Annotated in this window: 24 protein-coding genes and 1 pseudogene; 9 read left to right on the top strand and 16 right to left on the bottom strand. The window is 41.2% G+C overall.

Annotated elements, in window-relative coordinates:
• The 4 genes from ACXAEY_RS05305 (at position 1) to ACXAEY_RS05290 (ending at position 2762) form a co-directional block, all read left to right on the top strand.
• Positions 1 to 282: a hypothetical protein gene (locus tag ACXAEY_RS05305; RefSeq protein ID WP_270179681.1), complete on the top strand. Its 282-nt coding sequence runs from the start codon at positions 1 to 3 to the stop codon at positions 280 to 282.
• Positions 283 to 432: 150 nt separating this feature from the next.
• Positions 433 to 1377, top strand: a complete 945-nt coding sequence (locus tag ACXAEY_RS05300; RefSeq protein ID WP_474810799.1) for a 1,4-dihydroxy-2-naphthoate polyprenyltransferase — start codon at positions 433 to 435, stop codon at positions 1375 to 1377.
• A gap of 78 nt (positions 1378 to 1455) precedes the next feature.
• On the top strand, positions 1456 to 1836 hold the full coding sequence (locus ACXAEY_RS05295) for a hotdog fold thioesterase (protein ID WP_474810798.1): 381 nt from the start codon (positions 1456 to 1458) through the stop codon (positions 1834 to 1836).
• Between the two features lie 242 nt (positions 1837 to 2078).
• Complete coding sequence (locus ACXAEY_RS05290) at positions 2079 to 2762, top strand: thermonuclease family protein (protein ID WP_474810797.1); 684 nt, start codon at positions 2079 to 2081, stop codon at positions 2760 to 2762.
• Between the two features lie 48 nt (positions 2763 to 2810).
• On the opposite strand, the gene ACXAEY_RS05285 is transcribed toward ACXAEY_RS05290, so the two are convergent.
• The 5 genes from ACXAEY_RS05285 to ACXAEY_RS05265 form a co-directional block, all read right to left on the bottom strand.
• Positions 2811 to 4835 carry an ABC transporter ATP-binding protein gene (locus tag ACXAEY_RS05285; protein WP_474810796.1) on the bottom strand — a complete coding sequence of 675 codons (2025 nt, stop codon included), beginning with the start codon at positions 4833 to 4835 and terminating at the stop codon, positions 2811 to 2813.
• The gene (locus ACXAEY_RS05280; protein WP_474810795.1) at positions 4836 to 6587 is read right to left on the bottom strand and encodes an ABC transporter ATP-binding protein; all 1752 of its coding nucleotides are present in this window, start codon (positions 6585 to 6587) and stop codon (positions 4836 to 4838) included. It abuts the gene before it with no gap.
• Positions 6588 to 6882: 295 nt separating this feature from the next.
• Complete coding sequence (locus tag ACXAEY_RS05275) at positions 6883 to 7932, bottom strand: M20/M25/M40 family metallo-hydrolase (protein ID WP_474810794.1); 1050 nt, start codon at positions 7930 to 7932, stop codon at positions 6883 to 6885.
• 107 nt (positions 7933 to 8039) lie between these two features.
• Positions 8040 to 8996, bottom strand: a complete 957-nt coding sequence (locus tag ACXAEY_RS05270; RefSeq protein WP_474810792.1) for an aminoimidazole riboside kinase — start codon at positions 8994 to 8996, stop codon at positions 8040 to 8042.
• A 138-nt stretch (positions 8997 to 9134) separates the two neighbouring features.
• The gene (locus ACXAEY_RS05265) at positions 9135 to 10505 is read right to left on the bottom strand and encodes an aldehyde dehydrogenase (protein WP_270179689.1); all 1371 of its coding nucleotides are present in this window, start codon (positions 10503 to 10505) and stop codon (positions 9135 to 9137) included.
• Positions 10506 to 10697: 192 nt separating this feature from the next.
• Here ACXAEY_RS05265 and speD point away from each other — a divergent pair, with 192 nt between their 5' ends.
• Positions 10698 to 11084, top strand: coding sequence for an adenosylmethionine decarboxylase (gene speD, locus ACXAEY_RS05260; protein ID WP_270180610.1), 387 nt, complete (start codon positions 10698 to 10700; stop codon positions 11082 to 11084).
• A gap of 29 nt (positions 11085 to 11113) precedes the next feature.
• Here the strand turns inward: speD and ACXAEY_RS05255 are convergent, their stop codons facing one another.
• Positions 11114 to 12919, bottom strand: coding sequence for a terpene cyclase/mutase family protein (locus ACXAEY_RS05255; RefSeq protein ID WP_474810789.1), 1806 nt, complete (start codon positions 12917 to 12919; stop codon positions 11114 to 11116).
• A gap of 147 nt (positions 12920 to 13066) precedes the next feature.
• Between ACXAEY_RS05255 and ACXAEY_RS05250 the strand changes: the two genes are divergently transcribed.
• Positions 13067 to 14578, top strand: a complete 1512-nt coding sequence (locus tag ACXAEY_RS05250; RefSeq protein ID WP_474810788.1) for a hypothetical protein — start codon at positions 13067 to 13069, stop codon at positions 14576 to 14578.
• A 34-nt stretch (positions 14579 to 14612) separates the two neighbouring features.
• Here the strand turns inward: ACXAEY_RS05250 and proC are convergent, their stop codons facing one another.
• The 5 genes from proC to ACXAEY_RS05225 all read right to left on the bottom strand — a co-directional run bounded on the left by proC (position 14613) and on the right by ACXAEY_RS05225 (position 18882).
• The gene (proC, locus tag ACXAEY_RS05245; RefSeq protein WP_474810787.1) at positions 14613 to 15407 is read right to left on the bottom strand and encodes a pyrroline-5-carboxylate reductase; all 795 of its coding nucleotides are present in this window, start codon (positions 15405 to 15407) and stop codon (positions 14613 to 14615) included.
• 345 nt (positions 15408 to 15752) lie between these two features.
• The gene (locus ACXAEY_RS05240; protein ID WP_270179693.1) at positions 15753 to 17396 is read right to left on the bottom strand and encodes a b(o/a)3-type cytochrome-c oxidase subunit 1; all 1644 of its coding nucleotides are present in this window, start codon (positions 17394 to 17396) and stop codon (positions 15753 to 15755) included.
• A complete protein-coding gene (locus ACXAEY_RS05235; protein WP_270179694.1) occupies positions 17393 to 17866 on the bottom strand; it encodes a cytochrome c oxidase subunit II in 474 nt (157 codons plus the stop codon). The genes ACXAEY_RS05240 and ACXAEY_RS05235 overlap by 4 nt, the downstream gene beginning before the upstream one ends.
• 15 nt (positions 17867 to 17881) lie before the next feature.
• Positions 17882 to 18040, bottom strand: a complete 159-nt coding sequence (locus tag ACXAEY_RS05230; RefSeq protein ID WP_270179695.1) for a cytochrome c oxidase subunit 2A — start codon at positions 18038 to 18040, stop codon at positions 17882 to 17884.
• Between the two features lie 134 nt (positions 18041 to 18174).
• Entirely contained in the window at positions 18175 to 18882 is a 708-nt protein-coding gene (locus tag ACXAEY_RS05225; protein ID WP_474810786.1) for a Crp/Fnr family transcriptional regulator, read from the bottom strand.
• Between the two features lie 179 nt (positions 18883 to 19061).
• Here ACXAEY_RS05225 and ACXAEY_RS05220 point away from each other — a divergent pair, with 179 nt between their 5' ends.
• On the top strand, positions 19062 to 19526 hold the full coding sequence (locus tag ACXAEY_RS05220) for a hypothetical protein (RefSeq protein WP_474810785.1): 465 nt from the start codon (positions 19062 to 19064) through the stop codon (positions 19524 to 19526).
• Positions 19527 to 19655: 129 nt separating this feature from the next.
• The gene (locus tag ACXAEY_RS05215; RefSeq protein WP_474810784.1) at positions 19656 to 20786 is read left to right on the top strand and encodes a CapA family protein; all 1131 of its coding nucleotides are present in this window, start codon (positions 19656 to 19658) and stop codon (positions 20784 to 20786) included.
• A gap of 42 nt (positions 20787 to 20828) precedes the next feature.
• Here ACXAEY_RS05215 and ACXAEY_RS05210 read toward each other — a convergent pair whose 3' ends face one another.
• The 3 genes and pseudogenes from ACXAEY_RS05210 to ACXAEY_RS05200 form a co-directional block, all read right to left on the bottom strand.
• Positions 20829 to 21227 (bottom strand): peptidoglycan-binding domain-containing protein, encoded by a 399-nt coding sequence (locus ACXAEY_RS05210; protein WP_474814736.1) that lies wholly within the window; start codon positions 21225 to 21227, stop codon positions 20829 to 20831.
• A 93-nt stretch (positions 21228 to 21320) separates the two neighbouring features.
• A pseudogene (locus tag ACXAEY_RS05205) lies at positions 21321 to 21845 on the bottom strand (peptidoglycan recognition protein family protein); the annotation flags it as partial.
• A 127-nt stretch (positions 21846 to 21972) separates the two neighbouring features.
• Positions 21973 to 22152 carry a hypothetical protein gene (locus ACXAEY_RS05200; protein ID WP_270179699.1) on the bottom strand — a complete coding sequence of 60 codons (180 nt, stop codon included), beginning with the start codon at positions 22150 to 22152 and terminating at the stop codon, positions 21973 to 21975.
• A gap of 82 nt (positions 22153 to 22234) precedes the next feature.
• Between ACXAEY_RS05200 and ACXAEY_RS05195 the strand changes: the two genes are divergently transcribed.
• Positions 22235 to 22717: a divergent PAP2 family protein gene (locus tag ACXAEY_RS05195; protein ID WP_474810782.1), complete on the top strand. Its 483-nt coding sequence runs from the start codon at positions 22235 to 22237 to the stop codon at positions 22715 to 22717.
• Between the two features lie 365 nt (positions 22718 to 23082).
• On the opposite strand, the gene ACXAEY_RS05190 is transcribed toward ACXAEY_RS05195, so the two are convergent.
• Positions 23083 to 23316, bottom strand: a complete 234-nt coding sequence (locus ACXAEY_RS05190) for a hypothetical protein (RefSeq protein ID WP_270179701.1) — start codon at positions 23314 to 23316, stop codon at positions 23083 to 23085.
• Between the two features lie 115 nt (positions 23317 to 23431).
• Entirely contained in the window at positions 23432 to 23713 is a 282-nt protein-coding gene (locus tag ACXAEY_RS05185; RefSeq protein WP_474810781.1) for a DUF3905 domain-containing protein, read from the bottom strand.

Below are 23713 nucleotides of genomic sequence, written 5' to 3'. Positions count from 1 at the left end.
TTGTCCAGGCATTATTATCACGGAGTTTGTCGTCAACACGTCGGACAATGTGTCGAAATTCGTTGTCACGATGGTGAACTACATCGTGGCCACATTGAAGAAGTAGATGATGAATTCGTTTATATCCGTCCATTGCGAGATAACTGTTGCGGACCAGAGCAACCTGGAGGACCCGGAATGTATTTTTTTGGAGCATTTGCTGGTGGATTGCTCGGAGGACTAGTAGGGGTTGGGTTAGGAAGAATCGCGTTCTTCAGACCATATCCTTACCCGTATTATTAGAATTTACTGGATCACCTTGCTAGCGCAAAGGTGATCATTTTTTATTCATACCTCAACTAAACATTGACACCCCTTATCCGTTTTTTTACACTATAATGGTTATAGGGGTCATTTTATTGAAGTTACAGATTGAGGGAGAGACACATTATTATGGAAGAGCGTTTAACAAACAGCACAAATAAGCTGGGTAAAGACTCGCCTTCGAAACCAACTTGGCAGGTGTGGTGGCGTTTGCTTCGTCCACACACATTAACAGCTGCCTTCGTTCCAGTTATTATCGGCACAATGCTAGCCGTTCAAGATAACCCGTTTCATTTTGGATTATTCATGGCAATGATGGTTGCTTCTATTTTGATTCAGTCCGCAACGAATATGTTTAATGAATACTACGATTTCAAACGCGGTCTCGATCATGCTGGAAGTGTTGGTATCGGTGGAGCAATCGTTCGAGATGGCGTTGGCGCTGAAACAGTACTAAAACTTGCTTTTATCTTTTTTGGAATTGCAATCGTTCTAGGGGTCTATATTTGTATACTAACAACATGGTGGATCGCAGTCATCGGAGTTGTATGTATGGCTGCAGGTTATTATTATACAGGTGGTCCATACCCGATCGCCTATACACCGTTCGGTGAGATAGCAGCCGGACTGTTTATGGGACTTATCTTAGTACTTCTTTCTTTTTATGTTCAAGCTGAAGTCATTACACTCGATAGCGTATTACTATCACTGCCTATCTCCGTGCTTGTTGGTGGAATCTTAATGGCTAACAACATCCGGGATCGGATAGGAGATAAAGAAAAAGGGAGAAAAACATTAGCGATATTATTAGGCCATGAGAAAGCTGTCCTATCATTGGAATGGATGTTTATCTTTTCTTTCCTTTGGATTGTGGTCATGATCATCACGATCGACGCTTCACTATGGTTATTATTAGTGTTACTCAGCCTTCCGAAGGCGTTTAAAGCGATTAAGCTTTTTGATGGCAAAACGGAAGCGATCCAGATGATGCCTGCAATGAAGGCCACTGCACAAATGCATACCCAATTCGGCCTACTTATGGCAATCGGATTGTTTCTAGCAACGATCATTTAGGCAAAAGCCCCGAAGGGCTTTTGTCTTTTTTATTGCAATAGTATTGTATACTGATAAGTAGTAAAAGGAGGAGATGACATGGAATTTAAAAACACGTTATTAGAAGCGCTCGGAATAGAAGCTGTTACGTTGACCCGTGAAAAAGTCGTTCTTCAAATGCCTGTTGGACCCAATACTCATCAGCCGCTTGGTTTTCTTCATGGCGGCGCTTCGGTTGCACTTGCTGAATCTGCAGCAAGCATCGGAGGATCCTTACATCTAAACGGAGAAAACGAAGCCGCTTTTGGTATGGAAATCAATGCTAATCACTTAAAAAGCAAGAAAGATGGTATTGTCACTGCGATTGCAGAACCAGTACATATCGGAAGAAGAACAATGGTTTGGGAAATCAAGATTGTGGATGAGCAGGATGATCTAATTTGTATCTCCCGCTGTACGTTAGCTGTTAAAAGGTATTAAACCAACAAAAAAATCCCGCTGAGTCTAACGGGATTTTTGTTCAGTGTTTCTTTTACTAATCGTACGATAATCTTCATGATAACTATCCGAAATAGCATAATGACATCCGTCACACACGATTCTTCTTCTTTCCCAAGGAAAGAGTAATTCTTTCTCACAGTAAAGGCACACGTGACCCATCCGCATCACCCCCATTTAGTTTATGTAGGTATTTTTAAATCAAGAACCAAAGGGAGTTTTACGTGAAAAATATTACATTCCTGTTGATATTACTCTTTTTTATGAGTGCTTGTGCAACTGAAACAGGACAAAACCCGAAGACAATCTCCGCAGAAGTAACGAAAGTCGTTGATGGTGACACGATTAAAGTATCACTTGATGGCAAGGCTGAAACTGTTCGACTCTTACTTGTAGACACGCCCGAAACGAAACATCCTTCAAAACCCGTTCAACCCTTCGGACCAGAAGCTTCTTCTTTCGCAGAAGAAACGCTCGAAGGTGAAGAAATCGACTTAGAAATAGGAATCTCAGAAAGAGATAAGTACGGACGCTTACTCGCTTATGTATGGATCGATGAAAAGATGTTTAATGAGATGCTACTAGAAAAAGGACTGGCTAGAGTCGCCTATATTTATCAGCCTAATGTGAAGTACTTGGAAGATTTCCAATCCCTTCAAAGAACTGCCCAAAAAGAAGGAGTCGGGATTTGGAGCATTGAAGACTATGTGCGTGAGGACGGCTTTCAAGGAGAAGCTCCTTCGGGGCAACCTAATGAAGAGTGTAAAATCAAAGGAAACATTAATTCTAAAGGTGAGAAGATTTACCATGTTCAAGATGGTGCTTATTACGATATAACAAAAGCAGAAGAAATGTTTTGCTCGGAGGAAGATGCAAAAGCAGCCGGGTTTCGCCCATCTTCTAGGTAGATTCTATGTATAGAAAGCCGGGTCCCGTAAGTAGGGACCCGGCTTCGTTTATACTGCCCGCTCAATCGTTTTTCCTTGTTGGAGCTGATACATTTGGTAATACCTACCTTGTTTTTGCATTAGCTCTTCATGACTTCCTCTTTCAGCAATCTCCCCTTGGTGGAGAACAAGGATCTGATCGGCTTCTCGAATCGTCGAAAGTCTATGTGCGATAATGAATGTGGTCCGCCCTTTCTTCAGCGTATCCAATGCATTTTGTATCACGATTTCTGTTTCAGTATCTACGTTAGATGTCGCTTCATCCAGGATGAGAACGGCTGGATCAAATGCTAGTGCACGAGCAAATGAAATCAATTGACGTTGTCCTGAAGAAAGCGTACTACCTTTTTCAATGACAGGCTCATCGTAGCCTTTCGGTAGAGTTTTCAATAATTCCTCTGCTCCAACATCGTTCAATGCTTTTTCTACCTTCTCTCTTGAGATCGAAGGATCATCTAAGCTCACATTTGATGCGATTGTGCCAGTGAATAGAAAAGGATCTTGCAATACAATCGCCATATGCTGTCTTAAATGTTGCTTTGGTATCGATTGAATGTCTTTACCATCGATTGTGATCGTGCCTTTTTGATTGTCATAGAACCGGAATAGAAGGTTCATGATCGAACTCTTTCCTGAACCAGTATGGCCCACCAGCGCAACGGTTTCACCTTTTTTGGCAGTGAAGGATAGGTCCTTAAGAACATACTCCTCTTCTTTGTATGCAAACGATACATTGTTAAAAGCAACATTTCCTTCATATGGTTTAAGCTCTCCGTCTGCAACATCTTCCCCTTTTTCATCGAGGAGTTCAAATACACGATCTGCCGCAACGAGCGCTTGTTCAAGGTTCGCCAATTGGTTCACCATGTTTGTAACAGGCTGGAATAGTCTATTCAAGTAATCGACAAATGCATAGAGCACGCCTAGGCTAACGACTGAAGCAGCGGTCAATGATGCACCTCCAAAATACCAGATGAGGGCAACGAACGTAATATTTCTCAAGATGTTTACCAGATTGTAAGACATGAGTGAATTTAAGTTCAAAAGCTTGTTCTGATAAGTAAAGTGACTTTCATTAAGCGTTTCAAATTCTTTTTCAGTTTGCGAGCTTCGTTTAAATGCTCGAATGATCGATATGCCTTGAATCGATTCGTTTATCATCCCATTGATATCACTGATTCGAGTACGAATGACCTTGTTATATTTAGAAGCAAAACGGCGATAGACGATCACCCAAATAACTAAAATCGGTACAATTGCTAAGGTGATGAACGCCAGTTTCACATCTAAAAAGAATAAAGCAACAAAGATACCTGTCATATAAATGATACTAGTGAAAAACGTAGCGAGTACAGTGACATAAAGCTCACGGATCGCTTCAGTATCATTCGTGATTCTCGATACAACTTTCCCAGCCGGGAGGTTATCAAAATAGTTAATATGAAGCCTTTGAATTTGAGCATAGACATCTGTACGCATATTCTGAATGATTCTGTTAGCAGATGTCTGTAACAACAGCCCTTGCCCATATTCAAAGAACGATGCGAATATCAGCAATCCGAAGTAAAGAACAATCAACCAAATAAGCGGCTCAAACTCCGGCTTGTAAAAGCTGAGAAGTTCATTATTCGTAAGCTTCTCTGCTTCCAAGGTAACCGTATTACTGTCCTTTGATATCATGATGGCCCCGTCTTCAACAGTCCTCTCTCCATCGAATGGAATAGGCTCATCAACAAAATAATAATCTCTTCCTACTTGAAGAATTCTAACTTCTTTTCCTTTTTCTTCACCGCTTGAGAAATGATCACTTCGCTTATACCATTCCCCTTTATACTTAACCGCTTCTTCTCTTTGGTCAGTTTCAAACCATGGGTTCTCTATCCCAAGGATGTGTTTGTCGATCATCCGTTTTGCAATCAGCGGTCCAGATAGCTCAGCGGCTACAGCAACAGTAAGCAGTAGAAGCGCGATGAGGATCGTCTTCTTAAAGCGGAGTGCATACTGAACTAAGCGTTTCCCAACGTGTCGATTCACTTACAGCACCTCCTTCAAATTATCTTCAAGCTGCTGTCTGTCAAACTGTTCTTTATACCAACCGTTGTGTTGGATCAACTCGTGATGAGTGCCAAGTTCAGACACTTTTCCATTATCAAGTACGATGATCTTATCTGCATGCTGAACACCTGATAACCGATGTGTTGCGATGAGCGTCGTTTTCCCCGCTCGTTCGTTTCGAATATTGGAGATGATCTGTGCTTCTGTTTTACCATCCACCGCTGACATCGCATCATCTAAGATCAATATTTCAGGGTCAATCATTAATGCTCTTGCAATGGAAACACGCTGCTTTTGTCCTCCTGACAAAGCGACCCCTTTTTCGCCAACAAGCGTATCGAGTCCTGAAGGAAAGGTCGTAATGTCCTTTTGAATGTCAGCTAATCTTAGGACACGGTTCACATCATGCTCCGTACCATCGCTTCTTCCAAAAAGTATGTTTTCTCTTACCGTTCTAGAAAAAAGGATTTGTTCTTGTGGAACATAGCCGATCCACCCTTGAAGTGCTTCTTGCGAAAGGTCTTGAATGGGGATTCCTGAAATCTTTACTTCTCCCTCGCCAGGAGGGTACTCTCTTAACAATTGCTTCAGAAGTGTCGTCTTCCCGCTTCCGGTACGGCCTACAATCCCAAGTGTTTCACCCTTTGATAGAGTAAACGATACATTTTCAAGGTTCTTTACTTCAGAAGAAGGATAAGTGAACGTCACATGCTCAAATGTGACCTCACCTGGACTTTTAAGAGTCTTAGGTGATTTGTGTTCTTTTACGTCCTCTTCATAGGTTAAGATCTTATTCACACGATCTAACGATGCATTTCCTCTTTGCATGACATTGATGAGCTCGCCTACTGCAATCATCGGCCATATGAGCATTCCTAAATAAACGTTAAACGAGACAAGCTCACCAAGCGTTAACTCATTATGAAAGACAAGGTATGCCCCATACCCAAGACCGATCAAATAACTGATTCCAACGAGTACTTTGATCGTAGGTTCAAATAATACATCGATTTTTGCTACATCGATATTTTTCTTAAATACGTCTTCTGTTAAACGGCGAAACTTGTTTTGATCCGCACGTTCTTGAACATAAGCCCTTGTAACGCGAACACCTGCAATCGATTCTAATACCTGGTCGTTCATCTCTCCAAACGAATCCTGTGCAGCGGTGAATCGTCTGTGTATGATTTTTCCATACTTGTTCATAGCAAGCGCCATGAGAGGTAGAGGGATGATAGCTGCTAACGTTAATTTCCAGCTGATGAGTATGCTCATCGTCGCAAGAACGATTATCATAAATGCGGTTGAGTCTACCAGGGTTAAGATACCGAAGCCTGCCGTCATGGAGACTGCTTTGAGGTCGTTCGTAGCTCGCGCCATAAGATCACCAGTTCTATTTCTCTCATAAAATGTCGAAGTCATTTTCAATAAGTGCTTCATGTACCTCGAACGTAACATTCTCTCAACTAAAAACGCCCCACCAAATAACTGATACATCCAAATGTACGTAATAAAATACACTGCGATCAACAATGCTCCATAGGTGAGCAGGTAATTTTGTAACCGATCCCAAGTTAACGTTCCGATATTAATTTCATCGATCGCCATACCGATTAATTTCGGTGGGATCATTTCGAGTATCCCCGCGAACACAAGTAAAAATATTGCAATCGTATATCGCTTCCAATGCTGTTTAAAAAACCAGCTTAACTTTCCTAAAATTGCAAACATCCATTTCCCCCCAATCCTTTCAGCAATACCACCCAAGTGAATGACGATAAAATTGCCCAACAAAAAAAGGCATAACCGCACGCGGTTATGCCTGATATACGTTAGACATTAAATAGGGCGCACGTCTAAGACGCTTCTCACCCCTTGTAGCAATTAAATCATTACACCTGGGCAATGTGCGTCTCTTTCACATGAAATTAATAAGGCCATTCTTTTAACATGCTCCATCACACACACTCCCTTTCGAATTTTTTCACTCTGTTAGCTTAGCACTATTTTCACAAAATTGTCAATATTATTTCGTTAAAGGATTGACACTTTCTTCTCCCGTTAACGTTGCAATCATTTCAACAAGTAGAGCGATTTCTTCTTCCATGTCTTTCAAGCTCACAGTTTCCACAGGAGCATGCATGTACCGAAGAGGAAGAGACAACAGGGAAACCGGAACGCCTTCTCCAGTTAAACGCAGCTTATCCGCATCTGTACCCGTCATTCTAGGAGTTAGCTCATATTGTACTTTCATATCTAATTTCTTTGCAGCGTCAAGTAACATCTGATTAATCTTAATATTAATCGGCGCACCTTTCGCGATAACTGGTCCTCCACCAATCTTTACATCTGTGTGTTTACTTGAATCGATACCAGGATAATCAGATGCGAACGTTACATCGCATGCGATCGCCATCGTTGGTTTGATTCCTGCTCCAGCGAAATAAGCCCCACCCATATTGGTTTCTTCGTTAACGGTACTTACTGCATAAACACCGACCTTCGGATTTCGCTTCGCTACTTCCTTCAATACTTCAGCAACGATGAAAGAACCTGTTCGGTTATCGAGTCCTCTACCACTGATTCGATCGTTTAGAAGGAACTCAACATCCCTTTTATATACAGCTAAATCACCAATTTCAATATATTTCTCTACTTCTTCTTTAGAAGTTGCTCCACAATCGATATACAGATCATCGAACGTAAATTCGCCTTTAGCGCCACCATGATGTTCTGCGTTAACCCCAAACACACCGTTCAATTTTCCATGCGTTCCAAAGATCGTAACCTTCATCCCGATCGCTGGCTTATGACTGATACCACCTAGCTTTTCAACGCGAATAAAGCCCTTATCATCTATCTTTTTAACCATAAAGCCTATTTCATCGGAATGGCCGGCAAGCAACACCTTAAACTCTGCGTCAGGGTTTAAAATGCCGATAACATTTCCTGCATGATCTGTACGCATTTCATCAGCAAACTCACTCACATAGTTCATCCATTTATGCTGGATCTCCATTTCCGCTCCAGAAGGAGACGGCGTTGCAAGTAGTTCTAGTAAAAAGTCTTTGTTCATTTCATTAACACCTCCGTTAAGTCATCCACTACGATTGTACCGTACCATTCTCTCACAAGCTAGCTCACTCCACTTGCACTAAAAAACCATCTCGCTAAGCGAGATGGTTACACAGCCTTTAAAAGCTCTTGAACTTCAGATAAAGTTGGCAGAGCTGTCATAGCCCCTTTGGTTGATGCTGCAAGGGCACCTGATACACTTGCGAACTGCGTCATCTTCCTAAGTTCTTCTTTCGGTAAGTTTGAAAGATCACCTTCATACTCATTAAAGCAGTATAAGATTCCAGATACGAATGCATCTCCTGCGCCTGTTGTATCTACTGCCTCTATCTTCATCGCCGGAACCTGCAGGGAATAATCAGGTGTGAAAACAAGACTTCCTTCTCCACCCCTCGTAATGAATACCACTGGAATCTGATAGTGTGAGAGCTTTTTGATCCCAGCCTCAATATCATCTTCTCCGGTTATGAACGTCAGCTCTTCATCAGATAACTTTAAGATATCCGCTTCAGAAAGCATCGACACGATAATTTCTTTCGCACGTTCTTCACTTTCCCAAAGACCAAGACGAAGGTTTGGATCATACGAAATGAGGAGACCTTTCTCTTTTGCGATCTCAACTGCTTTCCTTGTTGCACTTCTCGACGGTTCACTGATCATCGAAATCGAACCGAAGTGAAGAACCCGATGCTGATCAAACACCTCAGCTACAATTTCCTCTGCATGTAGAAAGCGATCTGCACTTGGGTTTATGTAGAAGTCAAAACTTCGCTCACCATCCTCAGCATTCGTAACGAATACAACACCCGTTCGCTCAGCTTCAGTCAAAATCATCGTTGAGACATCTACACCATAATCGCGTAAGGTGTCTCTAAGAAAACGTCCTAGTACGTCATCGCCGACTTTGCCTAGAAACGTAGATTTTGCTCCAAGACGTGACAACCCTACAGAGACATTTGCAGGCGCACCACCTGGACTTTTTTGATACGTTGTATTTTCCATATCTAGAGGGATAAAATCGATCAGCGCTTCCCCAAGACTAATAATTCCTTTATTAAGACTCATTTGTATCCTCCTATCAAAAGTAACCCTACCTTTAAAAGATGGGAGTAGCTTTCTCGTTATCATATCACGATAGTTTAAGATACTAAAGAAAAAAAGCGTTATCCATTTCTATAGAAATTGTAAAGGAGTAAGGGCTTCTTACCCCATTATTTTCTTTATTATTTTCAACCCGTTTTTAGCAGATGGGTAGCGGAAAGAGAAATCAAATTTGGTCGTTTGTTTTACGATACTCTTCGTATTAGAAAATGCATCAAAACTCGCCTTTCCATGGTAACTACCTGTTCCGCTCGTTCCAACTCCTCCAAACGGGAGATATGGTGAAACAATGTGCATAAGGGTATCGTTCATACACCCTCCACCGAAAGAGAGGTTATCTGTAATGTAATCCTGTTTCTCATCACTTTCAGAGAAGAAATAAAGAGCTAGTGGCTTCGGTCGTTTACGCACTTCCGTGACGACGTCCTGAAGGTCGTCAAATTCAAGGATCGGTAGCAACGGCCCAAAGATCTCATCTTGCATGATGGGATCTTCCCATGAGATATTGTCGAGTAGCGTTGGAGCGATAACCCTCTCTTCTGCTTTATGTTGACCACCGATTATCACATCGCCATCGCTAAGAAAACTCTTTAGTCTTTCAAAATGCTTATCACTTACAATATGCGCATATTTCTCATCTGATATTGGATCATCACCATAGAATTCGTATAGTACGTCCTGCATCTTCTTAAGTAAATCACTCTTAACGTCGCGATGAACGTAGAGATAGTCAGGAGCTATGCATGTTTGACCTGCATTCGTAAATTTCCCCCACATGATTCTCTTGGCAGCGAGGGTCAGATTTGCATCCTTCTCTACAATAGCAGGGCTTTTACCACCTAACTCAAGGGTAACGGGAATGAGCTGTTTCGCTGCTGCTTCCATGACAATTTTTCCAACAGGGACGCTGCCAGTGAAAAAGATATGGTCGAACGGTTGCTTTAGCAGTTCCGTACTTACTTGAACCCCACCTTCGACGATCGAAATATACTTCTCCTCAAAGTTCTCTCGAATCAACTTGGCAAGAACATGTGATACTGTTGGGGTAAGTTCAGAAGGTTTCAAAACTGCACAATTACCTGCAGCGATCGCTCCAACAAGTGGAGCAAGTTGAAGCTGAAACGGATAGTTCCAAGGTGCGATTATGAGCGTAACGCCGAAAGGTTCTGAATGAATATGGCTCTTTGATCCAATGTGCGTCATGGGTGTTTTAACACTTTCTGGCTTCATCCATTCCTTCAAATGCTTGATCGTGAACTTGATTTCCTCAAGAAGAAATCCGATTTCCGTCGTATAAGCTTCCCACTCTGATTTATGTAAATCCGTTTTCAATGCGTGTAGTACCTCTTCCTCATACTCCTTGATCGCGTCCCTTAATTTTTCAAGCTGCTGCTTTCTAAAGCTAAACTCCTTTGTCTCGCCGGTATGAAAATAATCTTTATGGTTTCCAACCAAAGTAGGTATCGATGTCATAGCGGTTACTCCTTTAACTCTCTTTTTGTTCTTAAGTTTAAACACTTAAACATAAGGTGTCAAATGATAACCTTCAAGTGAAGAAAGCTATGCAAAATCAGTTTAACATTTCTTTTCAGAGGGGAGAAACGTTGTATAAATAGATTTCTTATTATAGAAACTATAATGAGTAAATCAAGGGAGGCAAGAATCATCGAAACACTTGGCCATCATATCATAGCTGAAATGTGGAATTGTAATAAAGAGAAATTGAACGATTTGGTTTTTATAGAAGAAACATTCGCTAAAGCTGCACTCGATTCTGGAGCGGAAATCCGTGAAGTCGTTTTTCACCCTTTTGAACCACAGGGAATTAGCGGTGCTGTCATTATTGCTGAATCTCACCTCACGATTCATAGCTTCCCTGAGCATGGGTATGCCTCGATCGACGTTTATACTTGTGGTGATAAGATCGATCCTTCAGAAGCGACGGATATGATCGCAAAAGAGCTTGAGGCGAGCACTGTGCATTCCGTCAAAATCCCTCGAGGAACGGGAGAAATTAGAGTTAGGGAACTTGAGAAAAAAGGATTAGAATAACAAACAAAGTGCGGTTTACGCACTTTGTTTTATTTTCCAAGTAGTTTGTAGTATTTCGAGAGTGTAAGGAGCGGCCAAATCAACTCATAGCTATGGTATTGAATATAGAAGCTACCCGCTAACCCCGCACCGGTAGGATACGTTCGTTCTTTTTCTGTGTGATTCCTAAGAAGATAATCGATTCCCCTCTTAACTTCGATGGTATCTCCTTCGAAACCCATCAACGCCTCAACAGCCCAAGCAGTTTGAGAAGGTGTGCTATGAGCGAGTGCAACGTATGATTTTTTCACATTGCTAGAACAAGACTCTCCCCACCCTCCATCATCACGCTGTATCCTCTTAAGAAACTCTAAGCCTTTTCTTACTGTGGGATGATCTTCTCTTACTTCAGCAGCTTTTAATCCTGTGAGTGCTGCCCACGTACCGTAAATATAGTAAATCCCCCATCTGCCATACCATGAGCCATCAACTTTCTGATTTTTCACAAGCCAATCGATCGCCCTTTTTATGACTGGGTGAGTTCGTTCCAACCCTGCACTATTGCATAGGAATTCGACTGTTCTACCCGTTAGATCCGCTGTCGAGTTATCAGGGAAAGAGGAGTCAGCTCCATCGATAGGGATATCTTTTAATAAAAGTGCTTTTCGGTCAGGTTCAAACGCAGGCCACCCTCCATCGTTATTCTGCATGCTGATCAACCAGTTCGTTCCCTTTTGCCAAGCAGAGTGTATACCTTCATCAAAAGGTATATATCTTTTGATTGCCCTTAAAGCTGCAGAAGTATCATCGATGTCTGGATGAAAGGTGTTCCCTTCAGAAAACCCCCATCCACCTGGCTCGATGTTTGGTCTCGTTATTGCCCAATCACCTTTTCGGTCTTGCTGATGATGTAGAAGGTAGTTAGCCGAATTTATTCTCATTGGAGACTCATATGAAACACCTGCTTCATCAAGAACATACGACATTAAAGCCGTGTCCCACATCGTCGAAGGGGAATTCTGAAGATGTGACTCAGACTTCCACACCATCTTCTTTAATCCATTCATTGCATTCATAATGGTTGGTGAGTGGCGATCATACCCAAGTGCAAGCATCGCATAGATCATGAAAAACGTAGCTGTAGCGTAATTGAACAACGTTCCATCAGATTCTATACGCTGCAGCATGTATTGTTCCACTCTTTTTCTTGCAAGAAATAGTAAGTTAGCAGGTAAATTGAGTACGGACTCTCTAACCTCGTGCCGTTCTCTACTTACAAGCTCTGTAAGATCTGGTGTCCACTTCGTTTGAAGGGTATATTTTTTATCTTGCATAATAATGATTGGAGCAAAATGAATGCGAGCATACGAACTTAAGTCATAAAACGAAATCGGAAATGATTCTGGTATGAGCATGAAGAGCATAGGAAAGTGAAATAAATTTGGCCAAGGGATATGACCATGTATAGCCAAAAACACTTTCGTTAACGAGTCCGTTCTACTTAGCCCACCACTCTTTAGAATGTAGTACCGCGCGCTTTCTAACCTTTCGCTCGATACCTTACCAGAAAATAACAAGCTGTGATAGGCCTGTACAGTCGCAGAGAGATTTCCCTCTTCTTCATCATGGTAGAGTTTCCAGCACCCCGAAGGATCTTGCTGTTCTAAAAGACGCTCTACTAGTGCTTGCAGTAATTCTTCTTCCTGTAACTCCAGGGTTTTGATTAAAACAATCATGGCTGCATCCGTTAGGAGACTATTTTCAAAGCAATAGCGAAACGCGCCATCCTCCCCTTGAGAAGAGTGCGCCAACCGAATAAACTCTTCTATTCGTTTCTCTACTCGACGTTTCCTCATAAGATTGCTCCTCCTGTGAACCATAGAGTTAACGCATCTTATTCAAAATTTATTCGAACGTTCATTTATCATGTATTGTAAATTTTTTGAAACTTGTGTAAAATTCATACGTATGTACAAAGAGAGGGAATGAGGGGGGAGGAAAAAATGAAAAAATTAGCATTACCTATCGGTGCCGGTCTTATCATCTTATTGTTTGTTTTTCTTCACCAGCTGAACACCATTCAACAGCAACCTGACGACGGCTGGAGCAGAACGATGGAATTGGGACTATCGATTGAAGATAATGAGGTATTTGTTACAAACGAAGAAAAATCCACAGATATTTATGTTCCTGGAGATCCGGTAAGGAAAATTAATGTTGATGAACAGCTCGAGGCGTCATCCTCGAATTTAAATTTCAGCATTCCTGAAGGCTATTCTTTTTATATTGATGAGGATCAAGCCATCTATAAAGAAGGGGATCAGCTCATCTATTCAAAGGGAGGAACTAAAAATTCGATCTTGAACGCTGTCGAAGGCATAAACGCCTCACCCAATGGTGCCATAGCATGGTCAAAGCACACGCTTTACCTTATTAGCCCTAACGGACAAATAAAAAATGAAGTGGGATTTGATCAGGAAGAGCAAGTTCGAAATGCAGTGATAACAGAAGATGATAATGTTATCCTACATGCTTTAACGGGCACTACAAACAGAATCTACTATGTTAAACCAGATAAATCACCTGAACTCATAATGGAAACCAAACTTGTTGCAGGCGACCACTACAGTAATTTTCAAGCTGTAGAGAAAGAAGAAACGACTGCCTTCACGTATACCGTTTTTGCTACAAGAAACGGATCTAAAATTATCAATACATATTACGCCGAAAGTTCAGGGGAAGGAGAAACCGACTCAAAACTTCTCAAAATCTATAATTCTGAAACAGGGAATACATTTTCTAAGCCAAGTTATTTTACACTCGGCATTAAAGACGGTGAACCAACGGTCTTCTTCAGCGCAAACGATAACATCTCTCCAAAAAAATCTGTTGTAAGCATTTATGAAGCAAAGATGGATGAAGAAGGAGAGTGGGTAGCTTCTCGCAGGAGTACGAGCGATGAACTTTCGATCAGACCGATCAGTTTAACAGGAGATGCGATCGTTTGGTTAGACAGAGAAAAATCCGGTTACGAATTGCATGGTGCTTCTACATCAGAAACAGTCATTGAGGAAAGCACGAAAACCAGTGGCCAAGATATCAAACTAGCTATTTTCGACACATTCTCAGCAATCGTGGGTATGTTTGCGATGCTTGCATTCTCTTTTGGATTTCTTATCCTGCCAGCATTCGCTCTTATGTACCTATATTTTTCAAACACTGCTGCACTCGAACAGGATAAGCCTTGGGTTGAATGGACAATCGTACTGCTTTTCGTAGGGTCACAAATTGCCTTTTTACCATCCATCCTTGATGGACCATTTCAATATCTTGCACCGAGTTACTTAATATTCCCAGGTGCTGGCTATGTATGGCCACTCGTAATTTTTGGAATATCCTATATGATCAGTAGACTTGGTCAAGACCACGAATGGACGATTTTACAAAAAACATCTTACCAACTTGGAATTAACCTCGGAATCGTCGTCCTTTTGTTAGGACCATATATCCTTTAACAATAAAACTTGCTCGGACTAGTCCGAGCAAGTTTTATTTTGCTTGTTCTTTTGCTTTTCGATTAACCGCTAGCACAGCTTCATTAAGTAACTCATCAAAATGAGCTTCTTTAAGAACATCCAAACCTGCTGCAGTCGCTCCTCCTGGCGTTGTTACTTGATCGCGGAGAGCACTTGCCTCCCTACCGTCTTTTAACATCGCTACGGATCCGTACATCATTTGTACCACAAGTTTCGTTGCTTGCTCTGACGTTAATCCATATGTTTTCGCTGTTTGTTGGAGAGCTTCTGCGAATTGATAAACAAATGCAGGTGCACTTCCTGTGACAGCGGTCAACTGATGGATTTGTTCTTCAGACAGTTCTTCAGATTCCCCGATTGCGTCCAAAATGAGTTGAAGGGAGGCTCGGTCATCATCAGTAACATGTTTTCCACAAGCAAAGATTGACATAGACTCCTTCACATCAGCTGCAGTATTTGGCATGATCCATGCCACAGGACTTTGAGGTAATGCTTCTTCAAGTTGAGTTGGTCCAATACCTGCAGCTACAGTAATAATGAGCTGACTCGTCACAAAGCCCGATAACTCTTTCAATACAGCAGGGTGACTTGCAGGAGGTACTGCGAGAATAACAACGTCGTGATTTGAAACAACATCCTGCCATTTTGCAGTTTCAACATGATATGTATCTTTTAGATGAGCTAGTCTTCCGCTATCTGATCGATTAGAGATCGTGACGGTGCCAATGTGATCTGATTGTTTAAGTCCAGAAAAAATGGCTTCTGCCATACGACCAGCGCCAATAAATAGAATGTTAGGTTTCTTCATATAGTCCTCCTTCCACATTTTCTTCTATACTATATCAAAACTATGATCAAAGATAAAAACGCTGGTATAAACCAGCGTCAGTTTGTAGAGAAAACGATGTCGTTATTCTGTTCTCCCAATGCCGTAGCCGATGACGATCGCATGCTCCGCATACGAACGTCTCTCCTACTTGAAGGGAATAAATCCAAAACGAACATTCCGTCCCAATGGTTTAACAGATGAATTTGGAAGGAGATTCTGACCATCCATATATTCCTTAACCTTAATTGGAGCGGAAATAATGGACTACTCTGCAATACCAAAACTGTTTCAACACTCTAATGATGTTATAACCAGCGCTTTTAGTTACCAAAACTTAAATCCTGGGGAACTTGGCGGTGCGTGTTCGATCATGTGCACCACCGGAACCGTGTATGCTACGAGAATGAGAATCGTAGCTACTGTCAGCCAAAGCCTCCAATTTTCAAGGATAACTGGTGTTCTTTCAGCTCGATCGGCAACTGTTCCGATTGGGAAGTCTTCTTTTCCTTTTGGAGCAAAAAATGCAAGATCAGTCAGAATAAACATCAATAATAAAATAGCAATAAATAATATCGAGCCCCCAAGTGCCATCGTCACTTCATATGGAATCCATCCTAGAGCATCCGGGTGATCTTGATAGGTTGTGTAAGCTGTTCTTCTAGGAGCACCGAGTAACCCAACAGTATGCATCGCACCTGACATGAAGAACATTCCAACTGCCCAAAGAATCGTTTGTAAGTTTGCAAGACTGTGCATTCTTCCTGTTAGTACTCTGCCTGTAAGGTGCGGAATCAACCAATACGCAATTCCAAAGAACGTCAATGCAACACTAGAAGCAACTGTAAGATGGAAGTGTCCAGTTACCCATAACGTGTTATGAACGATTTGGTTCATCTGGTTACTTGCATTGATGATTCCTCCTGCGCCTGCAGGAACGAAAATCAGCATACCGACCATAGGAGCAAAGAATCGTGCATCTCTCCATGGAAGCTTCTTAAACCACCCGAACAACCCAGATGCTCCCTTTTTACGTCCAGAGATTTCAAACGTAGCGAACAATGAGAATGCTGTCATCAAAGAAGGAACGATAACCATAAAAGTTAAGACTACCTGTAAGAATTTCCAGAACGGAGAAATCCCTGACTCTAGTAACTGATGGTGAAAGCCTACTGGAATTGAGAACAGTAGAAATAAAACGAATGATAAACGTGCTAGAGCGTCACTAAATATTTTCCCTCCGATGATTTCAGGAATAATGACATACCAACACACGTACGCAGGAAGTAACCAAAAATAAACGAGAGGATGACCAAAATACCAAAACAGCGTACGACTAAGTAAGATGTTGATGCCATCTACCCATCCAAATGACCAAGGAATAAATTGAAAGAGTACTGATGCAGCGACACCTATTGTAGCGACAAACCATAAAACCATCGTCATGACAGCCATAAAAGCAAACAGTGGAGAGAGTTTTTTCTTTGATACCTTTTTACAAATATAATAGTGACTACACATTGCCCCGCCAGCTAACCAAGTGCCAATAATAAAGAACGTTAATCCAATATAAAACAAGGGAGAAGCCTTCAATGGGGCATAAAATGTGTAAAGCACAGTACCTTCATTTAATAAAATCATAACGGTCGTTAAGACTGTTCCGATCGTCATGACGACAAATCCCAGCCATGCCATTCTAAACGGTTGATCGTAAAACTTTCCTAACGTTCTGCTTAGACCAGCGTAAAAGAATCCAATAATAAAATAGGTTGTAAAAACAAGTGCGAGTAAGATTCCATGAGCTGTGAGTAATTGATAATAGCCTATCCCTGCAGGAAGCTGAACCGTTCCACTTCTTACAAGAGTTTGAAGCAGTCCAGCAATACCTCCTAGTAGTACCGCTGCAAATGCAACATAAATGTGTGCCATACTAAGCTTTGCATCTGCACGATCAACAACTTGACTTATCATTCGATCACCTCCAGAGGCACACCCATCGCCTGGTGTCCGACTCCGCAATATTCATTGCATAAAATTAAAAATTGACCCACATCGTCAAACGTATGAGTAATTTTATTTACGTGACCAGGAGTGACCATCATATTCACGTTTGTCTTTGGAATTTGAAATCCATGCACAACGTCTTTACTCGTTACCGTAAAATGAACAGTCGCTCCTTTCGGAATTTTCAAGTCTTGAACAGACTGAAATGTGAACGCTTGAGCAATCATTACCAATTCGTATTCGTTTTCTCCAATCTTTTTTAAGCCTGGTTCGTCGAATGGAGCCGTAATATCGACTTCTTGAGGATCTAAAATTTCATCATCACTCGGCGGTGTGTGACCCATTGCAAATGCATTGATACCGATAATCAGTAAAAAGACGACTAATGTTCCACTTCCGACAATTAACCAGATTTTCTCAAACTTATGAATGTGCATATGCTTCCCTCCTGATTAAAACCTCGCTACATATAAGCAGTAAACAGCTCCCCATGATAGAACGATAAAACCACCTACCATAAAGACAGAAATAATTGTTCCTTTAAGATCTTCTTCACTTTTCTCAACCTTTACTGAACGGTGAGCTTCACTTTTACTATCAACAAGTTTCAATTCTCTCCCCCCTAACTCAATGTCTACTCTTAGTTTAGGAGATGGAAGGAGTAGCATCTGTGACATATATCACAAACATGGTGAATTTCACACAAAAAAAAGAGGGTATAAGAGATCATGGATCTCTTACACCCTTACAATCGACATATGCTGCTAGGACATCCTTCACAGTGACAAATAGCCTTTAACCGGTCAATATCTCTTATCGTAATGACGCCACCTTCATAGTCGATGATCTCTTCTCTTTTTAACTGGTTTAACATTCGATTGACTGTTTCTCTCGTCGAGCCGATTAAGTCTCCTAGTTCTGAATTTGTTAAGCGATTTGTGAACCGCACTTTGTTGCCTTCCGATACGCCATACGTATTCGACATACGGATCAGCGTAGAGGCAAGAGCGCCATTTTTACCAAAGAACAAGAGGTCTCGAAGTTTTGTTTGTAAAAAACGCTGCATGTAACCAAGCCACTTCATGAAATCGATCGCTAAATCACCATTTTGCCAGAGGAGCGTTTCAAGATCCTTTTGTTGAATAACACCAAGAGTACAATCGCTTATTGCTTCTGCAGTATAACTATTCGTTATGTGAACATCATCTTTTAAATCACCGAACAAATCTCCAGATTGGAAATAATACAGTACAAGGTCTTTTCCTTCATCTGAGCTTTTTGTTAATTTCACCGCACCTTGTTTAAGAAAGTAAATATGTTGGCACTCTTCACCTTCCCAATAAATCTTCTCACCACGAGGCACATGCCTCTCATACATAACACCTTTTAGTTTTGAGAAATTTTCAGAAGCAAAGGACTGAGTATTGTAGCCAGCCGTGTTTTTTGAAATCATTGGGCACTCCATTATCCGAACTCCTTTCGTTCCAATTCATCTTAAGTTTAGTATACCAGCAACCTTGAATTTAAGGTGTGACAATAATCACACCTTTCAATCAGGGTGTGACGAAATACACATCTTGAAAGGGATAAAGCGATTAAACTAAATGAAAATAAACCATAGGAGGTTAAAAAATGGTCACTGGCTTATTACTAATCGATGACAAAAATAGTGAACTCCTAAACACTGCTCATTATAAAGAGAAGTTAGATGAGTTCCTCATGATCACAAGACCTTTCACAGAGGAAATCATAATCGTCTCTAATCACCCTAAAACTATCTTACCTTACACACCACGAGACATACGTATCGTGACGGAGTACTATAAGCATTCAGGCATTTTGGGACAGCTGCATGCTGGCCTTTCACTATCAAGTTATCAGGCCAATATTGTGGTTGATTACGAAACATCATTTCATGAACTAGAGCTTCAACCCCCGATTGAAGAATTCTCAAAAACAAATCCTGACCTGATCCTTTTTGAGAAATCAAAGATAAACGGAATCTACAACAAATCGATCGTACCAGTACTGTCTGAATACCTTGAACACCCAAGCAAGGCGACAAGGAAATTCGATGACCTCAATTTTGTATTGTAACGAATAAAAGACACGACAATAGTCACAATTCGACTAGTCGCGTCTTTTTTTTTGAAAAGAATTAGGACTATTTGTAGAGATACCATATAATAAGTGTATCGTTTTAAATCTATAACAAAGGTGAACTCAATGAAAACTAAATTTATCGTTATTTGTGCGCTAGTTGTTTTTCTCGCTACTAGTGTGACGTTTCTTTTACTTTCTACTGGAGGGGAATCACTTTCAGAACCAAAAAACATGTCATCGTACCGTGACGATCTTGCTGTAGCGGAAAACAATACCGTATCTCTTTCTTCAATAAGTCTTTCAGCAGTTGGAGATATTCTGATTCACGACAGGGTCTATGAAAATGCTGAAACGAACAACGGCTATGACTTTATGCCGATGCTTGAAGCTGTGAAATCTGAGATGGAGAAGGCAGATATTACGTTTGCTAATCAGGAAACAGTCATCGGTGGAACTTCGATTGGTTTATCTTCTTATCCAAGTTTCAATAGCCCACAAGAAGTAGGGGACGCTCTAAAAGAAAGCGGTGTCGATATCGTCTCTATGGCAAATAACCATACGCTTGACCGTGGTGAAAAAGCATTACAAAATGCCTTTAAGCACTGGAATGAGATCGGAATGCTTTATACAGGAAGTTACCTTTCACCAGAAGATCAATCGAAGATCAGAACGATAAAAAAAGATGATATCACAGTAGCTTTTCTTGCTTATACATATGGTACAAACGGCATTCGCCCCCCTGCAAACAAGCCATATCTGGTCAATTACATCGACAAACAAAAGATTGCGAAAGATATTCAAGAAGCTGAATCCATTTCAGACGCTGTGGTTGTCAGCATGCATTTTGGAAATGAATACGAAAGGCTCCCGAATAACTTTCAGCTAGAATTGTCTTCATTTATAGCAGAATCAGGTGCCGACATTATCCTAGGTCATCACCCTCACGTTCTTCAACCGGTAGAATGGATCAATACGACAGATGATCGCAAGGTTTTTGTAGCCTACTCTCTAGGCAACTTCTTATCTGGCCAGAAAAATAACTATAAAGATATAGGTGGTATCCTTACCTTGGATATCGAAAAGAAGAAATTTAGAGGTGAGACGAGCGTTCACGTGACCTCTCCATCATTCTTCCCAACTTTTGTAGAGAAAGGTTACATTGTAAAACCGCTAAATGAATCTAAACCTGAGTTACTTGATGAAATAAATCAACACATGAGTCAATGGGTTCCTGAATTAAACGTTCCGAAATAAAAATAACGCCGCCCCTTCAAATGAGGGGCGGCGTTTTAGCGATTAGAACATTACGTTCCATGTTTTTGGTCCTACGATACCATCTACAAGTAATCCTTTTCTAGATTGATAACTCCTTACTGCGTCTCTCGTAATGGGGCCGAAAATGCCATCTGGCTTAACATTGACTGCTCGCTGGATTGCCTCAACATCTTTTCCACGATCCCCTATCATGACATAGTGACCTGGATAAGGTCTTACAGGAGCTTGAGATGAAGGTCTCTTTGGAGCTTTCTTTAGAGCAGCTAGCGTGATCGGACCTACAATTCCATCTTCACTAAGACCATACAATCGCTGAAACTTCTTAACAGCCAATTCCGTTTCTCTCCCAAAAATCCCGTCTGCACCATATTCCTGCAGATTCATACCCGCATTGATCAGATAGTTTTGAATTCGTTTCACTTCGTCCCCGCGATCTCCATAGCTGATAAGTAAAACGTTTTTAGGAGGCGGTGTTAGAATGACGTCTATAACATCAGAACCATCGAGCAAATGATAGGAAGCTGTCACGTCACGAATGAATTCTGCCCATGTTACGCCGTAACGATTCAAAGCGTTCTGTGGATCTGTTCTTCGTGTAGGATCTAATGTGGAGTGTGCAACAACATCAGACTCTGGGTCTAACTTAAATTTGTCACATAGATAGGCGATGTACCAAACGTACCGACTATACGCTTCTCGAAACGTAATGCTTCCTCCCCAACAAAGTTCCACTCCGATCGCATGATCATTCGCATCACCATTAAATAAAACATTATCCGTGTTTACAACATAGCGCACATGCCATGCTTTTTCATCTAATGGAATAATTTCTAAGATAACATCATCATCAATAAACGTATGTGCTGAAGCTGAAACAACGTTTTTTGCAAAATATGCGCGATTCGCATATGCAGTGGAACCAGCATTGCCTGTATCGTGCGCAACAATGAATGTTATTCCGTTATTTTTTTCTTGTGGCCTAGATTTCCCCTTACTTATATAATCCCTAGTAATGGCATACTTAAGGTTTTCTGCCATTTTCCTCACTCCTTTTAATGTGCCACACTCTTCCTAAATATGGTATGTGGAACTACTGAGAGGAGGACTAGTTATCGTTCCCATTTACATAAAAAGGGCCAGGGCCTAAAGGACCCCGGCAGTATTTCTAATTCATCAGCTTATTGTAATCTGTAGCATCATTCATAAACGATTCTAGATCGGCGTTCATTCCAGGCTTGTTCGTCAGTCTAGTAAGTACGTTTGAATACTCTGGTTCGTTTTCTTCGTTTTGAAGAGCTCTCAATGCTTTCTGAATCAACATCGCATCTTTTTGGTTAATATTCACTGTCGATCCCTCCGTTTTAAATTTATTATTTCACAACAGACTCAACATATTACATCCTTTTGTAAGGGAGACTATGATTGAGGTGAATACGTTGAATAAAGGAATCATTACAGCATTATCTGCCATTGCATTAGCGCAAGGCCTGAAAATACTCACTCACAAGAAACAGGCCAATAAATGGGATTGGCGTCCTCTTTTTCAAACAGGTGGAATGCCGAGTTCCCATTCAGCAGGTGTTTCTGCACTAGCAACTTATACTGCATTACAAACTGGAAAAGAATCGATCGAAACTGCGCTAGCTTGTGTTTTCGGGGTCATCGTTATGTACGACGCACAGGGGATCAGAAGGCATACTGGTGAAATAGCTCAATTAGTAAATGACCTTGATGAAGATATCGAATTATTATCAGGCCATTATCCTGACCTTCTGCATGTAAGGAGAGAAGAAGAGCTTAACGAACTTCTCGGACATCAACCTGCAGAGGTCGCTGGCGGAGCATGTCTTGGTATTGCACTCGGCGTTCTGGGACACTCAATAGGAAAAAATAAACAGCCCAAACATTGACATCTTCCCTCAAGAGTGTATAATAAGAAATTGGGATCTCGAAATTCCCGTATTAACAACTAGCTCCTTTAACATTAGGAGAACTAAAATTCATAACTGGAAAGGTATGAACAGCATGTTTCAAATTGGCTTACATCAAGTGAATGGCCATACTACAATTGCTGTTGATCCTGCTCACTCACACTGGCGCGGCTTCGGAGCCGTAAGGATGAAAGAGAGGTAGGGCTTTCGTTGTTTGAGAGATCAACAGATCTCGATGGTATGTTTACCGCGGCAATGAAGGAGTTACTGTTAATAAATTAACGATCGTTAAATTAACCCATAAGAAGGAGCGCATCGAATCGATGCGCTCCTTGTCCATTTTACTAAGTTTTTCTTTCAATGATTCCAGCAATCACGCCACCTGTATACATAATTGATGAAATGATACCACTAACCCCAAAAGCTCCAAAAGCAAATATCCACCGAAGAGGATGCGGCTCTTGAATCGAAGCATAATCTGGCAAGTAATTTCCGAGAGTGATTCCGATGAACAATGCGACGATAAGACCTGCAATTAAGATATAAACGGCCATTTTCCTAAGTAAATATCCATTCATGAGCTCGACCTCCTTGCCATCTTCATTCCCTCATGCTTATCCCTCAAACATCCTAGTCTTTCATATAGCTTGCATCATGAGTGTCATGAGGTAAAAACCCGTTCTCAGCACGTTTTTAATGTAACATTTCATGATTTTCTTCTGTATTCCACCCGATATCATTCGTTGGGTGAATCCATTCATCTCCAGACATAATGGAGGGATCGACCTCATCACTCCAATTATTAAGAGGGGAATCAGATGAGTCATACAGACTATCGCCAATAACGACGCCATAGCGGTTTACAAAAGGAGCTTTCATTTCTATACCAGTACCCTTAAAGGACGGGGCATCAACTTGATGTGGTTGCGTTTCATCAAAAACAGGGGACTGCATGTCGGTTTTATCTTTTTTCAT

This window comes from Anaerobacillus sp. ABA4_114 (assembly GCF_056159065.1).
The sequence above is the reverse complement of the archived record's forward strand: the minus strand, read 5'-3'. Positions and strand labels throughout refer to the sequence as shown.

Excerpts from the sequence above, each read along its gene's own strand:
- ACXAEY_RS05225 (WP_474810786.1), bottom strand. The coding sequence starts at position 18,882 with ATGATTTCAAAAAACACGGCTGGCTACAATACTCAGTCCTTTGCTTCT.
- ACXAEY_RS05240 (WP_270179693.1), bottom strand. The coding sequence starts at position 17,396 with ATGATAAGTCAAGTTGTTGATCGTGCAGATGCAAAGCTTAGTATGGCA.
- ACXAEY_RS05215 (WP_474810784.1), top strand. The coding sequence starts at position 19,656 with ATGAAAACTAAATTTATCGTTATTTGTGCGCTAGTTGTTTTTCTCGCT.
- ACXAEY_RS05275 (WP_474810794.1), bottom strand. The coding sequence starts at position 7,932 with ATGAACAAAGACTTTTTACTAGAACTACTTGCAACGCCGTCTCCTTCT.
- ACXAEY_RS05235 (WP_270179694.1), bottom strand. The coding sequence starts at position 17,866 with ATGCACATTCATAAGTTTGAGAAAATCTGGTTAATTGTCGGAAGTGGA.
- ACXAEY_RS05270 (WP_474810792.1), bottom strand. The coding sequence starts at position 8,996 with ATGAGTCTTAATAAAGGAATTATTAGTCTTGGGGAAGCGCTGATCGAT.
- proC (WP_474810787.1), bottom strand. The coding sequence starts at position 15,407 with ATGAAGAAACCTAACATTCTATTTATTGGCGCTGGTCGTATGGCAGAA.
- ACXAEY_RS05250 (WP_474810788.1), top strand. The coding sequence starts at position 13,067 with ATGAAAAAATTAGCATTACCTATCGGTGCCGGTCTTATCATCTTATTG.
- ACXAEY_RS05295 (WP_474810798.1), top strand. The coding sequence starts at position 1,456 with ATGGAATTTAAAAACACGTTATTAGAAGCGCTCGGAATAGAAGCTGTT.
- ACXAEY_RS05190 (WP_270179701.1), bottom strand. The coding sequence starts at position 23,316 with ATGAATGGATATTTACTTAGGAAAATGGCCGTTTATATCTTAATTGCA.
- ACXAEY_RS05220 (WP_474810785.1), top strand. The coding sequence starts at position 19,062 with ATGGTCACTGGCTTATTACTAATCGATGACAAAAATAGTGAACTCCTA.
- ACXAEY_RS05265 (WP_270179689.1), bottom strand. The coding sequence starts at position 10,505 with ATGACATCGATACCTACTTTGGTTGGAAACCATAAAGATTATTTTCAT.
- ACXAEY_RS05185 (WP_474810781.1), bottom strand. The coding sequence starts at position 23,713 with ATGAAAAAAGATAAAACCGACATGCAGTCCCCTGTTTTTGATGAAACG.
- ACXAEY_RS05280 (WP_474810795.1), bottom strand. The coding sequence starts at position 6,587 with ATGTTTGCAATTTTAGGAAAGTTAAGCTGGTTTTTTAAACAGCATTGG.
- ACXAEY_RS05300 (WP_474810799.1), top strand. The coding sequence starts at position 433 with ATGGAAGAGCGTTTAACAAACAGCACAAATAAGCTGGGTAAAGACTCG.
- ACXAEY_RS05255 (WP_474810789.1), bottom strand. The coding sequence starts at position 12,919 with ATGAGGAAACGTCGAGTAGAGAAACGAATAGAAGAGTTTATTCGGTTG.